Origin of the sequence: Pseudomonas sp. LAIL14HWK12:I10, from assembly GCF_900184205.1 — a bacterium.
In the GTDB taxonomy this organism is placed as follows: Bacteria; Pseudomonadota; Gammaproteobacteria; order Pseudomonadales; family Pseudomonadaceae; genus Aquipseudomonas; species Aquipseudomonas kermanshahensis.
On record NZ_FXWU01000018.1, the window covers coordinates 23,818 to 39,190 of the forward strand.

A 15,373-nucleotide genomic window follows, 5' to 3' on the forward strand; every position below is an offset into this window, starting at 1 on the left:
TGGCCCTGGGGGCCGGCCGCAAACTGCACGAGGGGAGGGCGAGCGCAAGGCAGCTCATAGCACCAGTCCACTCAACAGGCGGCTTATGAGGCCCAGACCAATGGTCACGGCCACCACCAGTACAAGGAGCAACCACGGCCGGAAGGGCCTGCGCTCGACTTGGTGCTGGGGGGCGCGTAGATACTCATCGACACGACGCTGATCTTCTGGATTCAGGCGGCTGGTCATGGTGGGCCTCGTCAGATAGACGTTTGTGACTGCGCAAACGCTACAGCGTTCAGGCAAGCGCTTGAAACAAATGATAATGCTTTCTATCTCTGGCGCCGAGTGTACGCCATCGCAAAGACTCTCGGCACTGGATCAAAGACTGATCCCCACATCGAACACAATGCTGCGCCCCAGGTTGCCGCGCAAGAAGTCTGGCGCATCCGGGTGGGCGAACAACACCCTGGCGAACGTCGGCCCGACCAGTGACAACGAGCGCCAACCCTGGCGCAGGTATTCGGTGGGCGGCGGGAAGTGAGTGTTGAGGTCGAGCACTTCTCGCTTGAGGCTGGCGAAGGCGATGATGTCCAGCTCGTTCAGCTCCAGCCCACGTTCACGGTAGTTGTGCGCCTTCTTGCGCAAGGTCGGGGCCAACCGCCCCAGCAGTTCAGTCGCGCTGATACGCCGCGGGCGTGCTTCACGGCGCACCAGTTGCGCCAGGGAAAACGCACTGCGCCGGCGTTGCAGTTCTTCGCGCCACTCATCGTTGAGGCGACGGCCTTCGTCCAGCACGAAAAACACCTCGAACGCCGCATCGCGGAACAGCACGTCTGGTGGCTCCTGGCCGGCTGGCGTGAAGTCCTCGCTGCGGTAGGGAATGTTCAACCCTTGCAGCAGGCGTTGGCATACCCAACGCTCACGCTCCCATTTGCGTGCATTGGAGAGAAAAGCATTGGCTTGTTCGGCCTGGATGGTAAGCAGGCGCAGGTAGTCTGAGTCATCCATGCAGACAAGCTTAGTCGCTAATCGATGACGGTAAGATGCTGTTTGTGCGTAGAAATCAGCTCAGCACCGGCCACTGCTGCACGATACCTAGCAGATGCACCACGCCAAACCCCAGGCAGAAGCATCCGCATGCAGAAAGGGCGGCCGCCAGATCAGGCCAGGTTAAGCGCGGGGAGGCGCCAGCCTACAGCAGCCGGAGGAAACGGAGAATGGGTGTAGACTCAGCTTTATCCACAAGGGAGAGAGGGGTATTCGTCCGGTGATCAGTGCACAGGTGTTGTCGGGCACCAGCCTCACGTTGGGCTGGCTGGGTTACGTGCCACTGTTGCTCTGGGCCGCCAGCCGCGCTCGCTGGGTGGAGCTGTTCACCGACCGGCGCCGCCAGCACCTTCTGTTTGGCACGGTGTTCTGCCTGTTTGTCCTGTGGTTGGTCAGGCGCGATTTCGATACGGGCGTGTCGTATCACTTCATTGGCATGACGGCTGTGACCCTGCTGCTGGACTGGCCGCTGGCTGTGCTGGGGGGCTTTATGGCTCAGTTGGGGTTGCTGGCGCTGGGGCGTCAGGACCTGGCGGCACTTGGTGTGAACGGCCTGCTGTTGATTGGCTTGCCGGTGCTGATTACCGAGCTGTGCGCCATCGCGGTCGAACGCGCGCAACCGCGTAACCTGTTCGTGTATATCTTTTGTTCAGGGTTCTTTCCGGCGGCGCTGACGGTGCTGGTGTGCCTGTTGGCCGGGCTGGGTATCTTGTGGCTGGACGGGCGTTTTGCCATGCCGGAGTGGCTGAGTGACTTTGTGGGCTACCTGTGGCTGATGATGTTCCCCGAGGCGTTCATCAACGGCATGGTGATCAGTGCGCTGGTGGTGTTTTGTCCGGAGTGGCTGGAAACGTTCAACCGCACGCGGTACCTGCAGGCGCCGTGGAAGGATGACCAGTGAGTGGTGGTGGGCCCCCTGTGGCAGTAACTGGCTTTCTGTTGCTTGTTCCGGCCTCATCGCCGGCAAGCCAGCTCCCACTGGTGTGGCGCTAACCTTTGAGTCTGCGCAAATCATGTGGGAGCGGGCTTGCCCGCGAAAGGGCCTCACAGCAACCCAGGGATCAGCTTAGTGCCGCGGCTCCAGGTCTCCGGAATACAGCTCATCTTCGGACTCTTCCGAACCCGCGATCTTGTGCTCCTCAGCCGCCCAAGCCCCCAGGTCGATCAGCTTGCAACGGTCAGAGCAAAACGGCCGGAACGCGCTTTTCTCGTTCCATTCCACAGGTGCGCCACAGGTCGGGCAATCGACGGTCAATGGCTGGCTCATGGCTGGCCTCCTCGTAAAGTCAGGTAAAAGTGGTGCAGACGGTCGATCTGCTCGTGCAGCGCCGCGAGGTCGCGGTCATTAACCACCACATCGTCGGCATGGCGCAGGCGCTCTTCGCGGGCCAGCTGGGCCTGCAAAATGGCCTGTACCTGCTCGGGGCTGGTGTTGTCCCGCTGCAGGGTACGTTGCACCTGCAACGCCTGCGGGGCATCGATGACCAACACGCGTTGGGTCTTGCGATGCTGGCCAGACTCGATCAGCAAGGGTGACACATACACCGCATACGGCGACTGCGCCTTGGCCAGGTAGCTGAAAATCTCCTGCCCGATCAGCGGGTGCAGCAGGGCTTCCAGCCATTGGCGCTGGGCCGGGTCGGCGAAAATCAGCTGGCGCAAGGCGCCGCGGTCGAGCTGGCCGTCGTCCAGCAGCACGCCTGGGCCGAAGCGCTCGACGATACTGGCCAGCGCCGGGCGACCAGGCTCAACCACCCAGCGCGCGGCCTGGTCGGCATCGACCAGGTGCACGCCAAGCTCGATGAAGCGCTCGGCGGCGGCACTCTTGCCGCTGCCGATGCCACCGGTCAGGCCGAGAATCCAGGGGGTGAAAGCTGCAGTGGTCATCAGAATCCAAGCAGTTGCAGGTAAGAGGCGTATATTTCATCACCCCAGAGCACAGCAATCCACCCCGCAATTGCCAGATAGGGGCCAAACGGCATGGCCATGCCGATGGAATGCTTGCGCATCCGCAGCAGGAACACGCCCACCAACGCCCCCACCACCGACGACAGCAGCAAGGTCAGCGGCAGCACCTGCCAGCCACCCCAGGCACCGATCAGTGCCAGCAGCTTGAAGTCGCCATAGCCCATGCCTTCTTTGCCGGTCACCAGTTTGAACAGCCAGTACACCGTCCACAGGGTGAGGTACCCGACCACGGCACCACACACCGCATCGGGCAAGGGCACCAATACGCCGAAGTAATTAACGATCAACCCAAGCCACAGCCCCGGCAGCACGATGGCGTCAGGCAGCAATTGTTGGTCATGGTCGATCAAGCTCAGGGCCAGCAAACCCCACGTCAGCGGCAAAAGCGCCAGTGCCTCGACACTGGCCCCGCAGCGCCAGGCCACCGCCATCGACAGCAGCGCACAACCCAGCTCGACCAACGGATAACGCGCGCTGATGCGCTGCTTGCAGGCAGAGCAACGCCCACGCAACGCCAGGTAACTGAGGATGGGGACGTTTTCCCACGCCCGAATCCGATGCCCACACTGGGTGCACTGCGAGGCCGGCAGGCACAGGTCGAAACGCGCATGCTCGGCCACCGGCAACCCCAGCACCTCCTGTGCTTCACGCTGCCATTGGCGGTCCAGCATGATCGGCAGGCGGTACACCACCACATTGATAAAACTGCCCACCAACAACCCCAGCACGGTCGCCAAGGTGATGAAGTAAGCCGGCTGCAAAGCCAGGAAGGTCCATAAAGTCATGTTCAGATCAAGCTACCCAGCTGGAAGATCGGCAAGTACATCGCCACCACCAGGCCGCCAACCAGCAGGCCCAGGACCAGCACGATGGCGGGCTCCAGCAGGCTGGTCAACTGCTCCAGCGCCTGGCTGACCTGTTCCTCGTAGTGGCTGGCGGCTTTTTCCAGCATCGTGTCCAGCGTGCCACTGGATTCACCAATCGCCACTAACTGCACCAGCAGGGGCGGGAACAGCGGCTCAGTCGCCATCGCCTGGTTCAGCCCCTGCCCATTGGCCATGCCCTGGCGTAACCGCAAAATCGCGTGTTCATGCAACTCACCACCACTCACCTTGGCCACCGTCCCCATGGCATCCAGCAGCGGCACCCCAGCGGCGTACGACGTTGCCAGGCTACGCGCAAAACGGGCCATCGCCGCCTGCCTTAACAGCGCACCGAACACCGGCAGGCCCAGGACCCGCTGAGATATCCACAGGCGCGCTGGCGCATGCTGCCGGTAAAGCTGGCGCCCAGCCAAACCCAGCATCGCCATACCGCCCAGCAACAGCGGCGCATAACGCCCCAGCCCTGTGGACAAGTCGATCACCCACTGCGTAAAAGCCGGCAGCGCAGTATCAAACCCCGCGAACAGGCTCTGAAACTGCGGAATCACCTCCAGCAACAAAACCGCCGACACCCCCAACCCCGTCAGCAGCAGCAACAGCGGGTAAATCATCGCCTTGCGCACCTTCTTGTGCAGGGCCAGGCGCTGTTCCAGCATGCCCGCCAGTTGCTCGAGCTGCCGGTCCAGCGTGCCGGATTGCTCACCCACCCGCACCAGGTTGCAGTACAACGTATCGAACCACCCCGGGTGGCGCTGCAGCGCATCCGCCAGCCCCAGCCCCGACGCCACATCCTGTTTCAATCGCACCAGCAACGCCGCCTGCGCCGCATCACACCCACTGCGCCCCATCACCTCGAACGCCTGCAGCAGCGGCACTCCGGCTTTCAGCAAGGTCGCCAGCTGCCGGCTGAAGCCCGCCGGGTCAGCTTTTTCCGGCCGCTTCGGCCACCGCCACGCCAGCCCACCGGCCGGCCGCAAACTGGCCACCAGAATGCCCTGGCGCAGCAACCCCGCGCGCACATAAGCCGGGCTGCGCCCAGGTGTTTGCCCGCGGACGGCCAGGCCATTGGCGTCGGTGCCCTGCCAAGCGTAGAGGCGTATCGAATGGTTCATACAAAGGTCCTTTTTTGCCCGAGCGACAAGCTTGGAAACAGCTTGCCGTGTCCATGAGAGGGCGTGCTTCCCTGATGCTCACTAGAGTAGTTCAGCGAAGGTGACGCCCAGGCGGGCAGGGGTGACAAAAGGTGTCTGTTCAGGCCTACTGCGCCGCTGCCGGCCTGGGGTCGAGAGTGACCCCAAATGTGTATGCGTATAAACAAGGAAAACGTTCATGAAAGGGCAACGCGGTATCACCCTGATCGAACTGATGATCGTCGTCGCGATCATCGGCATTCTGGCGACCATCGCCATCCCGATGTACACCAACCACCAGTCCCGCGCCAAGGCGGCGGCCGGGCTGTTGGAGATCACCTCACTCAAGCCCCCCATGGACCTGCGCTTGAACGAAGGCAAGGACGTGCTGGATGTAGGGTCGCTAGGCGGCCAGCCAGCGACGGCGCATTGCGCGATCAAAGCTGAAGGCAAGGCTGCTGACGGCACCGGGATCATCGAATGCACCCTGGTCGACGCCCCGGCCACCGTGGTTGGCAAGGCCATCACCCTGACCCGCTCCGCGACCGGATGGACCTGCACCACCAACATCGAGGCAGACCTGGCGCCGAAGGGTTGCAAAGGGGCGTGAGGGTAGGGCAATAAACGAAGGGAAACAGGGGTTTGCGTAACGGCTGCGGCAGTGGTACGTTGCGCTACACGCCGGTGTAGCTCAGTCGGTAGAGCAGCGCACTCGTAACGCGAAGGTCGCAGGTTCGATTCCTGTCTCCGGCACCACATTCAGATTGGCCCGTGGCGATTTTTCGCTTGTTGGCTGTACTAAGAAACCCGCCTTGTGCGGGTTTTTTTGTGCCTGCTTATTACTCTGCTGATCTGCTTGTTTTTGACTTAATGCGGCGCGGTTTTTCACTTAAGGTCGCACGGCTTTCTAGATAGTGGTTATCTGTTGATTCGGTTTTGACCAACGATTACGGGGGGAAAGGCCGAATTTTTCTAGATAATGTTTTTTCGTCTAGAGAGAATTTTCAGATGCCCCAGTTTTGTCACTACGACCTGCAGCAAAGCTGAGAGCACCGACCAGTTGCTGGAAATTGCCAATATCGAAAAGGCAATGGACTACATCTAAGAGGTGATGAAGCACGGTGAAGACCTGACAGAGCATACGATTCGAGAGCTGCACGCCATGACTGTGCCGGGGCTGCAGCGCGAAGGCGATAAAACGCCTGGCGCCTACCGGGAAGGCGCCGTCAGGATCGCTCAGGCGGAGCATCTACCGCCGGACGGTGTGTTGGTGCCGCAGTACATGCAAGAGTTGGTCAGCTTCATCAACCGTGACGACTCGCCTAAATACGCCCTGATGAAGGTCGCCCTGGCGCACCACCGCTTCGGTTGGATTCATCCATTCGGCAATGGCAATGGCAATGGCAATGGGCGGTGGTGAGGCTGCTTACCTATGCGCTGTTGATGAAGTACGGCTACAACGTCAACACGGGTGGGCGAGTGCTCAACCCCACGGTAGTGTTCTGCAATGACCGGGACAACTACTACACCATGCTGGGGGTGGCTGGCTCCGGTACCACTGCGGGCTTGGAGGCATGGTGTACCTACGTGCTGGAGGGCATTCGGGACGAGCTGGATAAGGTGGACAAGCTCACTGACTATGCCTATCTCACGAGATGCATTCTGCACCCAGCGGTGAGCTTTGCACGCAGTCGGGAGTGGATCACCGAGACTGAGGAGCAGATCCTTGTCTGTGTGATAAAGACGAAAGTAGTGAAATCAAGTGATATTGCTCGGGCGCTTCCTACGCTCACCCCCAACCAACGCACGTATCAGATTAAAAATCTGGTTGAGCAATGGATGCTTTTGCCGGTTAATCCGGGGGCGAGGCAATACACCATTGGCTTCTCCAACAACTACCTGGTGCGTGGGGTAATCAAGGCGCTGAGGGAGCAGGGTTTCATTCCTGCCCCCCTCGACAAGCCTTGAAAAATTGCAGGGTCGTGTTGGATCAGCTTGATGTTGCCTTTCATCATGAATGACGCTGAAAGCCGAGATGCAAGTGCGCTGCACGAAGCTTCTACATCGAGGGTAGTGGCGGCCTTGGCGGGGCGACGCGCCGGTCGCAAAGAGTCGGAACGCGGCCCCTGCATTTTTTGACCTGCCGTAATCATGCGCCCTGCTATCCAATCCAATCTCGCTACGACTGTCTTTCAAGGTATCTCGGAGCAGCGTCGATCCTGGTCTGCCAAGGCGGGCAATTACATGTAGTGAACAAATTGCACCGTACCTGCTAGTGCAGCCGCCTTGCACGAATTTCCAGCGCTTGCGCGATCCCTGTAGCAGCCACCGTCTCCCAAAAAATCTAAAACAGGCGTGATCCTTGTGGGAGATGACCCAGCCTTTTGGGCTGCGCTTTCGCGCAGAGAATAACGATCGCAAGCGAGTTGCTTACCCTGTGGGAGCGGGCTTGCCCGCGAAACGGGCGAAGCCCGTGCCATCCAGTGCGTAATGCGGCGCAATACTCGGCCCTCGCGCGCTAGACGACCCTTCCTACTTCGCAGTCCTGACGCAGCCTATCCGTTTGGCCGAATCTTGAGCCAACCTGCGCTCCTTTCTTTCACCTGTGTTTTAAGGGGCGTCACAACCACTTCTGCAGCCCGGAACGCACATGGCTTTGCGGCAATCCCCCTCGTGACAATCGGCGTGACAAACGCCGATGCCACCAGCAACAGCGCTGTAGATGATGGTGCCGCAGACCACGGAATGGACTGCACCTGACTGACAGTCAGGCATGCCCCGGTCATTGCACCGCTGCGTTCACTCGGCTCAGGATCATCAGGCGCTGGTTTCGTCAGCCAGTGCTGCCTCCACCCGCCCACCGGTAACGGTGTCCAGGAGGCCAGATCATGAGATGCCCTTGCTCCCGGTCGTAAGGAGCCGCCAGTCCTGCGTTAGAGGACATCCCCCACAGGTCGCAGGGGCCTTGATCCCTGATAACACTCAGCATTCTTGGCGGGATGACGTGGGGCGAGGACCGGAGAGCAGAAGATGAGGTGACCGACATGGTATTGGTGGGTAGACGCAATGGCCGAAGCTTCGGTTACGGCAGGCAACTGAGCTACGCAGGATCGCAGGCGTTGAAAGATATGTTCGGCGGCGGCCATTACGGCGCAGTCAAAGCGCACTATGACCGGTGGCTGGCTTTCGTGAAGTGGTGCCGCTCCGAACAGGGGCTCGGTATCAATGATGCGCGGCAGATTGAGCGGAAGGTATTGGCCGACTATGCGGCGTATCTGCGCGATGTGGTTGGGCGCGGTGACCTAACTGTCAGCACCGCACATAACCGGTTATCCAGCGTTAGCCGAACCATAGTGGTGATCCTTTGCTGAAATTGCCAAGTCCGAGCGAGGCGCTGGGTATACAGCGTAATGGAGGTCGTCACTCGGTGCCGAAGGGATTCAAAATCGGAGAAGCTCATCTGTCTCATGGGCAAGGCTTGCTGCGGTGGCTGAGCAGAGGGTCATTGCATCACAAGTCGGGCTACCAATGCTGACCTGAGTTTCCCAGCAGTCGCGCTGCATGCTGGCAATTGGGCATCAACTCAGTTTACCTTTACCGCTATCTACAGCCGAGGATGGAAAAGGGACTTCATGAAAATCATCAACCATGGCCATGGAATTCACGAGCGTGAAGTACCGGGAATCGACTACCTCAAAAACAATCTTCCAGATGACTGGGTAGCGCACACAAACCTCGACTTGTCACTCTCAAACGGGGCTAGGGAAATTGATGTCATCCTGTTTGCTTCCGACCGAATCATCCTGATCGACCTCAAGGATGGCCATGGGTGCTATGAAAGTGTCGATGGCGACTGGAGTCACAATGGTCATTCCCAAGGCCGATCCCCGGTAAAGAAAATTCTCGACAACGCTAAGCAAGTGATGATTTTGCTGAGCAGTTTTTTAGATGAGCATGCAAAACGCACCAAGTACACCAGGTTGCCCACGCCTCGCGTCGAGGGCGTAGTAGTCCTTTCCAGCAGTAATGATCTAAGTGGTATAGCTCCTACTGAGGTCGGGCATGTATTCACACTTAAGGATTTTGCATCGACTGTCTCAGACACAAGAAAGCGGCTCAAACGCTTTCCCGAAGCTCATCATAGCTTTTACAAGCGACCTCTCTCCTCGGATGAATGGAGACCAAAGCTCCAGAAGTTTTTTAATGTGAGGGATGGGCACTTCAGGGAGGGAATGCGCCGGTATGGTGGGTATGTCGCTACGGATTCGCGCAGTTGGACATACCGACACCAGGCTGGAATCTATAGCGAATTTAATGTCGTTGATGATAATGCTGCCCAATCCGCTGGCCTACTTCGCCGCTGGGATTTTTCGGAAGCCGATACACGGTTTCAAACTGAAGATGGCCGACGAGAGATCGCTGGCCGTGAGCGGAGCGTCATCTCGTGGCTGAATGATCGCAGTACTGACTGTGAGGCCGCAGTTCTTCAACCTAAAGCTGAAGATATCACGCAAGGTGTTGATTACTGGGAGGTGTACGAAAAGCGTCGAAAAATGAAGCGACTTTCTGAGTTCGTGACCAGCGAGCTACCAGCGCTTCGCCCCAATGAGCGTATGGAGCTTGTTCGCCAACTGCTTGCTCAAACTCAAGTGTTGCACTCCTACGAAGCAGCCCACCTGGATCTTGGTCCCCACAGTGTCTGGGTGGAACTCCCGTCTGTAGTACGGCTTTCCCACTTGATGTCTGCCCGATACCCAGAAGCCAACTCGCTTGGGAATTCGAGGTACCAATTCCTCTCAAGCGTAAAAACGCCTGAAGACATTTTAGAAGCTCCCTCGATACCCCCGCAAAAAGATGTCTATCACCTCGGGTGCTTGATGCACTTAATCCTATTCGGGGCCTATCCCGAATCAAGAGACACCGACCCGCCGGAGTGGAATCCAGACATTGACGCCGATGGCACTTACATGCAGGTCCATGAAGTGCTTGCACGCGCTTTGTCGTGGGATGCCTCAGAACGCTTCAAAAATGCTGTAGAAATGCTTGATTGCTTCAACGCCTTGTCGAGAAATCAGAACTCCGGAGTTACCGTCCTGAGGCGGCTTGACGCTTTTAAGACCGTTGGTAGCCAGATGCAACTCATAAGGCTCTATCCGTTTACTAGGGAGCTTAAGCAAGACAACTACGTTGAAATGTGGGTGTCAGATAAGGACGAGCAGAGATTAGTAGTAAAGGTTTGGAAACGCGCTACTTGGAGCGACGGTTCTTCTGATTACCCCAAAATTCTGGACTTCCTGGAAAGAGCGCGTGAGCTAGCTAGTTCCCCGCCACCTAATTGCGTGCCAATAAAAGACGCAATTTGGCTACAGGATGCGATCGTTATAATACAACTGTACTTTGACGCGCCGAACTTAAGCGAACACGCTTTAAGTTGTGCTAGAAGCGATGTAACACCTGATGCTGTCCTCGCGTTTCTCTTATCACTGGCTCGAGCAGTAATCGCGATGCATGACTCTGGCGTCGCACACGGTGACCTTAAGCCTAGCAACATTCTTGTGTCAAAAGAACCATTCGAGCCTCACTTTGTAGACTATCACGACTTCTCATGTCTCGCCGATGGCGAAATTCAGACATCTGCATACGCGCCAATGAAAGGCGGGCGCTACGAGCGCGATCGTTTCGCGGTGACTGTCATTGCTAACGAGCTTATCGAAGGATTAGATGCCCCTGCCGAAACCCTGCACCGTATTCGCCAAGCTATTGACACCTGCCGTGGCGAGGTACCGGAGAACGCGACGCTCCTTCCTTTGCAAGATGCATTGGAAGAGGTTCTAGCTCCGAAAACGCAGAATGCAGCTCGCCGGCTGACAATAGCTCTGAGTAATTTTAAGTCGCAGGAAGTCCTTTCTGACGAAGGAGTATTCGGTTACGGATTTGACAAAGGACAGTTTTATCTTCGGGGTGCTACGAAAACCATCTACTTCATGGTAAAAAATAAAAAAATCACATCTGCTAAATTGGTAGAAATGCCTCACCTACTGAACGGCAGCTTATCTCGCCGACAGATAGGAACGATTGCTATTGAGGTCGAGGTTCTTGGCGAAATCACGAACTCATATGCTGACTTTCAGAGCCTTTTCGACGAGGCTCCATTTGCAGAATTGCTAAAAAATAATACCCCTGGAGAATCCACCGAGGTTGAAGAGCAAGATGACCAAGATCTAGATGATTCGGAGGAGCTTCTCACTCAGGCCGAAACTAACGAAGATGCGATTACTGAGTTGGTCGAATCCGAACAACACAGATCGTTTGCGAGTGTACCTAAACTTTGGCGCACGTTAGTTGATGTTGAGAAAGACTTAACCATAGAAGCTGTAGCGTCAGGACCTAGTAGCTATAGAAAGGAAACCAAGCTTCACGCCATTCCAATTGAGCTAGAGTGTGGCTCATTCGAATTCTCTCGCAATGACAAAGTATTTGTCGAGCGGATGGGGGCTCGGGGCTGGCAAAAAATCGGTATTCTTGATGTTAGCTCATCAAGTGACAAATTCATCTTAGTTGATGCTATGGGCTGGATGCCTGCAGGCGGTAGCTTAGTCGAAATTGATCAGCGGTTACGATTCCAAAGCCAGATGGAGCAAGCAAATATTGATCGGCGAAGTGCAGCTGTTACCCGCATTCTTGAACGTCGATCGGCTGTGAAAAATCTGATTGATTACTTCAATCCGGACAATAACCCCACCATCACACATGCCCCTATAGACGTCGATGTTGAGGAGGTCCGAGCACTTTACGGCTTCAATGAGAGCCAGGCGAGTGCCTTTGCTTCGATTTTCAAGGTACGGCCGCTCGGTCTTCTGCAAGGCCCCCCTGGAACAGGAAAAACCCGCTTCATCGGAGCGCTCATTCATTATGCATTGACGCGAGGTTACGTTCGCAACGTACTGCTTTCAAGCCAGTCCCATGAGGCAGTGAACAACGCTGCAGAGGCGGTTCTGAAGCTTTATCCTGCGCCACTTGAGGCACCTAGCATTATCCGTGTGGGACAAGAAGGTAACGTTTCAGATCAACTGTTGCCATTCCATGTCGCTCGGGTAGAACAGTTATACAAAGACAAGTTTCAGGCCACCGTGAAGGAGCGGCTTCTCACTGTAGCGACGGCGATTGGTATTCCAGAGCACCTCGCCAATATATTTATCCTGATTGAAATCACCGTTAGACCAGTCGTTGAGCAAATCAACACATTGGCTGAAGATACGGAACAAGAAGGAAGTTTGCAGCGGATCCAAAGTCTTTTTGGGACTCTAGATAGCCTGAGCTCTAATCATGACCTCGGCATCGAACTTCCAAATTTGGTGGACCTTCCTCTCGAGGAGTTTGAAGCCGAAATCTTCGATGCTGTTGCTGATCGCTATGGGTGCTCAACGGAATTAGTAGCAAGGTTCCGCTCGATCGCCAGACTCACAAGGGACATCATCGGGAGCGTATCAACGGTCGACCGAAGTTTTGAAACCTTTCTTGCTGGCACTCGACATATCGTCGCGGGAACCTGCGTTGGTTTAGGCAGATCCTCTTTAGGACTAACATCCACAGTCTTTGACCTTGTTGTGATCGATGAAGCCGCTCGGGCGACGGCTGGCGAACTGGCCGTACCAATGCAAGCTGGTAGTTGGGTGGTACTGGTCGGCGATCAAAAGCAACTTGAGCCAAGATACAAGGAAAATGTTGTTTCGTTGGTAGCTGACGCGACTGGATTTTCTCCAAGCGAGATCATTAAGAGCGATTTTGAGAGGGTTTTTGAATCGTCCGTTGGTCGGGAGATATCGGAGCGCATCACAACGCAATACCGTATGCTGCCTCCAATTGGCAATGTCGTATCGAACGCATTCTATGGCGGAGACCTGAGTCCAGGTCGCAATGTTCCCCAGGCGGGCTCGACAATATTCCCGGAGAGCCTGAAGCAGCCACTTACATGGGTATATACCGATGACCTTTTAGATAAGGGGCATCAAAAGCCTGAACAAGGTAAATCTAGAAAGTCACTGACCAATCCCAAAGAGATTGAACTTATCATTAGTATGATTCTTGAATGGGACAGCCATCCCCCGTTCGTTGACTGGCTCACCAACCGAGCAGATCCAGCGCCCGCAATTGGTATCATTTGCACATACGGAGCTCAGGCGAGCGCTCTGAAGCATAAGTTGCGCGTAGTTAGTCTTAGCGATGCTATGAGGTCAACGCTAAAGATTGATACGGTCGATAGCTACCAAGGGAAAGAGAACTGCATCGTCATTCTTTCTCTTGTTCGAAACAACGCCGACGGGAGACTAGTAAACGGCAAGCCGACCATTAAACCTGGGTTTATGTCACGCCCTAATCGCATCAACGTCGCGGTCAGTCGGGCAATGGACAAGCTGGTTATTGTCGGCGCTAGAGATCGATGGCTGGAGGGCGGACCTATGGCCGAGCTGCGCAGATATTTCGATGTAGAGGAAACACTGGGTAATGCTGTGCACGTTGAAGCAGGAAAGCTGCTGGAAGAGCAACGGGCAGCGCAAGAACCATCTTCGACTTCATCTAAAATTTCGCGCTCTAAGAAGGTGGTGTCATGAACAGAACGCTGACATTGAATCGTAATAATGCCTCTCAGGACGAAGAGCAATCGACAGAAGTAATTATCGGCGTTTATGACGCTCTTCTTCCATGTCGAAACTATAAGATCGAACATAAGATTGCCGAGGTTGGGAAGGTCTCTTTGACTACAGAATTCCTACTAAGACTGGTTCATTCTGTCGATGGAATTCCTGAAGCCGAGGTCGCGAAATTTTTCGACTTCTCACCTCAAGAGATGACCTTCCTGCTCAATGATGCGGTCAGTCTTGACTATGTCAGCAGAGAGGCTGGGCGCCTGTGGCTAACACCTGCTGGCAGAGGGCTTTTCTTGCAGAACGACGACGAACCCCAGATATTCAATGTCGAAAAGCGTACTTGGACTCACGGTTTCGATCTGGTCTCATTTGCTCCCCAAGATAAAGATAGAACCGAGCCTTTCGACAATCATCTTCATGTACTTGAAGTGGACCAGAATTTGGTTAGTAGAGGCAAGGATCAAGTTCCTCCATCCTTCAAAAAACATTTTGCGGAAATTACGGCCAAGCAAGGCTTACGTTCGCTGCTCAAGAGGTCCTTGTACTCGATCGACAGTGTTTCGCCGGAGGACAAATTTTCCGCAGTCGTTCCAATTATCGTAAAGGCGTCGCAACCCTCTCTTAATATTGGCGAACCGGATCTTCTTGAGTGGCGCCCGGATCATGAGCTCGATGACCGAGCACCTATTGCGGGAGCAATTGGACGGTTTGTTGAAAGCCTTCGCGTGCAGTATCACGAACATGTTATGGCTGACTACAAACTACTGCTTGAACTCGCGCCAGAATTTCTTCGCAGTTATTCAACGAAGAGTGGGCTCGCTGTCGATCGGTATCTTCGCGATGCCGTAAGTCTTAAGGATCATAAGTTTAAAATCAACAGAAAAACCGTAGCCATAGTCGGCCCTTTCTTCTCGGATAAAAATGCGGAAGTGCTTCTCGAAGCAGTGGCTCGTGCGGTTGTCTACACTCCTGCAATCTGCATTCCCGCAAAATTCTACTGGCGGGCACCTCTTAGACGCTTCTGGGGAGCAACTCGTGCACTCCCAAATATTGTGGGGAAAGTTCAATCGCTAATTGCCGACAAACTAGGAGATGAGGAGGCACCTCCAGCGTCAGTAATTATGCTTGAAAAAAAATGGCATGGTCCTCACAGAGCCTTCACGGAAAAGCAGTACTTCGATACTGGCAGCCCCCCTAAGTCGGTGGAAATATTTTTGGTGCCAGGAGTAGCAGTTGGCGTATTGATCCACTTACCAGGCACCTCCACCTCCGGTCATGTTGTTCCTCTAGGGTTCATGAGTGTTGATCCACTTGTAATTTTCCGAACAGAGGAATATCTCAAGCAATACGGCCCTCTGGTAGTTCCCCAAGAGCGGGTAGCCGAAGAAGATCTTGATCTACCAGAAGAGTAACCACTCCACGCCCAGGCAGAACCATCTGCTTGGGTCTTGCATTCCCCCACACAGCTTGGGTCGATGTAAGCCATCCGTGAGAAGCACCTGAGTGGGACTTTGCCCCATGGCTGGCTGAACCCATTGGCACCTTCCACTATTCTGCTAGGGCTACTTTTCATAGACGTTCGCAAGCTGGAGAAAGCCTGAGGATAATTTTAGAGATAAAGAGTCCCGCCATTACGCATGATAGCTACCAAATTCAATGGCTTTTGTGTTGATACGATTCCTGTCTCCGCACCATTAAAGCGTTTCGTAGCAGT

Annotated in this window: 10 protein-coding genes, 1 tRNA gene and 2 pseudogenes; 7 read left to right on the forward strand and 6 right to left on the reverse strand. The window is 55.5% G+C overall.

Annotated features, from left to right (window positions below; translation table 11 throughout):
* Window positions 1-54: 54 nt before the first annotated feature.
* Together QOS90_RS25795 and QOS90_RS25800 are read right to left on the reverse strand one after the other, a co-directional pair.
* The gene (locus QOS90_RS25795) at window positions 55-228 is read right to left on the reverse strand and encodes a DUF3094 family protein (RefSeq protein WP_013970765.1); all 174 of its coding nucleotides are present in this window, start codon (window positions 226-228) and stop codon (window positions 55-57) included.
* Window positions 229-360: 132 nt separating this feature from the next.
* Window positions 361-990, reverse strand: coding sequence for a DUF1780 domain-containing protein (locus QOS90_RS25800; RefSeq protein ID WP_013970766.1), 630 nt, complete (start codon window positions 988-990; stop codon window positions 361-363).
* Window positions 991-1,249: 259 nt separating this feature from the next.
* On the opposite strand from QOS90_RS25800, the gene QOS90_RS25805 reads away from it, so the two are divergent.
* A complete protein-coding gene (locus QOS90_RS25805) occupies window positions 1,250-1,930 on the forward strand; it encodes an energy-coupling factor ABC transporter permease (RefSeq protein WP_085274292.1) in 681 nt (226 codons plus the stop codon).
* A gap of 165 nt (window positions 1,931-2,095) precedes the next feature.
* On the opposite strand, the gene yacG is transcribed toward QOS90_RS25805, so the two are convergent.
* From yacG to QOS90_RS25825, 4 genes are read right to left on the reverse strand one after another with little or no spacing between them, the layout of a single operon-like run.
* Window positions 2,096-2,296: a DNA gyrase inhibitor YacG gene (gene yacG, locus QOS90_RS25810; protein ID WP_027594560.1), complete on the reverse strand. Its 201-nt coding sequence runs from the start codon at window positions 2,294-2,296 to the stop codon at window positions 2,096-2,098.
* Window positions 2,293-2,916 carry a dephospho-CoA kinase gene (gene coaE, locus QOS90_RS25815; protein ID WP_027594559.1) on the reverse strand — a complete coding sequence of 208 codons (624 nt, stop codon included), beginning with the start codon at window positions 2,914-2,916 and terminating at the stop codon, window positions 2,293-2,295. Before coaE ends, yacG begins: the two co-directional genes overlap by 4 nt.
* Complete coding sequence (locus QOS90_RS25820; RefSeq protein ID WP_085274293.1) at window positions 2,916-3,782, reverse strand: prepilin peptidase; 867 nt, start codon at window positions 3,780-3,782, stop codon at window positions 2,916-2,918. The genes coaE and QOS90_RS25820 overlap by 1 nt, the downstream gene beginning before the upstream one ends.
* 2 nt (window positions 3,783-3,784) lie before the next feature.
* Window positions 3,785-4,993: a type II secretion system F family protein gene (locus QOS90_RS25825; RefSeq protein WP_085274294.1), complete on the reverse strand. Its 1,209-nt coding sequence runs from the start codon at window positions 4,991-4,993 to the stop codon at window positions 3,785-3,787.
* A gap of 217 nt (window positions 4,994-5,210) precedes the next feature.
* Between QOS90_RS25825 and QOS90_RS25830 the strand changes: the two genes are divergently transcribed.
* The 6 genes and pseudogenes from QOS90_RS25830 to QOS90_RS25855 all read left to right on the forward strand — a co-directional run bounded on the left by QOS90_RS25830 (window position 5,211) and on the right by QOS90_RS25855 (window position 15,071).
* Window positions 5,211-5,621 (forward strand): pilin, encoded by a 411-nt coding sequence (locus QOS90_RS25830; RefSeq protein WP_027594556.1) that lies wholly within the window; start codon window positions 5,211-5,213, stop codon window positions 5,619-5,621.
* Between the two features lie 70 nt (window positions 5,622-5,691).
* A tRNA-Thr gene (locus QOS90_RS25835) sits at window positions 5,692-5,767 on the forward strand.
* A 283-nt stretch (window positions 5,768-6,050) separates the two neighbouring features.
* A pseudogene (locus QOS90_RS25840) lies at window positions 6,051-6,979 on the forward strand (Fic family protein); the annotation flags it as partial.
* 1,076 nt (window positions 6,980-8,055) lie between these two features.
* Window positions 8,056-8,450 (forward strand): annotated as a pseudogene (locus QOS90_RS25845) (integrase domain-containing protein); the annotation flags it as partial.
* 193 nt (window positions 8,451-8,643) lie between these two features.
* Complete coding sequence (locus QOS90_RS25850) at window positions 8,644-13,623, forward strand: AAA domain-containing protein (protein WP_085274295.1); 4,980 nt, start codon at window positions 8,644-8,646, stop codon at window positions 13,621-13,623.
* Window positions 13,620-15,071: a hypothetical protein gene (locus QOS90_RS25855; RefSeq protein WP_085274296.1), complete on the forward strand. Its 1,452-nt coding sequence runs from the start codon at window positions 13,620-13,622 to the stop codon at window positions 15,069-15,071. The genes QOS90_RS25850 and QOS90_RS25855 overlap by 4 nt, the downstream gene beginning before the upstream one ends.
* The last annotated feature ends 302 nt before the right edge of the window (window positions 15,072-15,373 follow it).

Bases quoted from the DNA above. Each gene is read 5' to 3' on its own strand.
- QOS90_RS25855 (WP_085274296.1), top strand. From the start codon at position 13,620: ATGAACAGAACGCTGACATTGAATCGTAATAATGCCTCTCAGGACGAA.
- QOS90_RS25830 (WP_027594556.1), top strand. From the start codon at position 5,211: ATGAAAGGGCAACGCGGTATCACCCTGATCGAACTGATGATCGTCGTC.
- coaE (WP_027594559.1), bottom strand. From the start codon at position 2,916: ATGACCACTGCAGCTTTCACCCCCTGGATTCTCGGCCTGACCGGTGGC.
- QOS90_RS25800 (WP_013970766.1), bottom strand. From the start codon at position 990: ATGGATGACTCAGACTACCTGCGCCTGCTTACCATCCAGGCCGAACAA.
- QOS90_RS25850 (WP_085274295.1), top strand. From the start codon at position 8,644: ATGAAAATCATCAACCATGGCCATGGAATTCACGAGCGTGAAGTACCG.
- yacG (WP_027594560.1), bottom strand. From the start codon at position 2,296: ATGAGCCAGCCATTGACCGTCGATTGCCCGACCTGTGGCGCACCTGTG.
- QOS90_RS25820 (WP_085274293.1), bottom strand. From the start codon at position 3,782: ATGACTTTATGGACCTTCCTGGCTTTGCAGCCGGCTTACTTCATCACC.
- QOS90_RS25825 (WP_085274294.1), bottom strand. From the start codon at position 4,993: ATGAACCATTCGATACGCCTCTACGCTTGGCAGGGCACCGACGCCAAT.
- QOS90_RS25795 (WP_013970765.1), bottom strand. From the start codon at position 228: ATGACCAGCCGCCTGAATCCAGAAGATCAGCGTCGTGTCGATGAGTAT.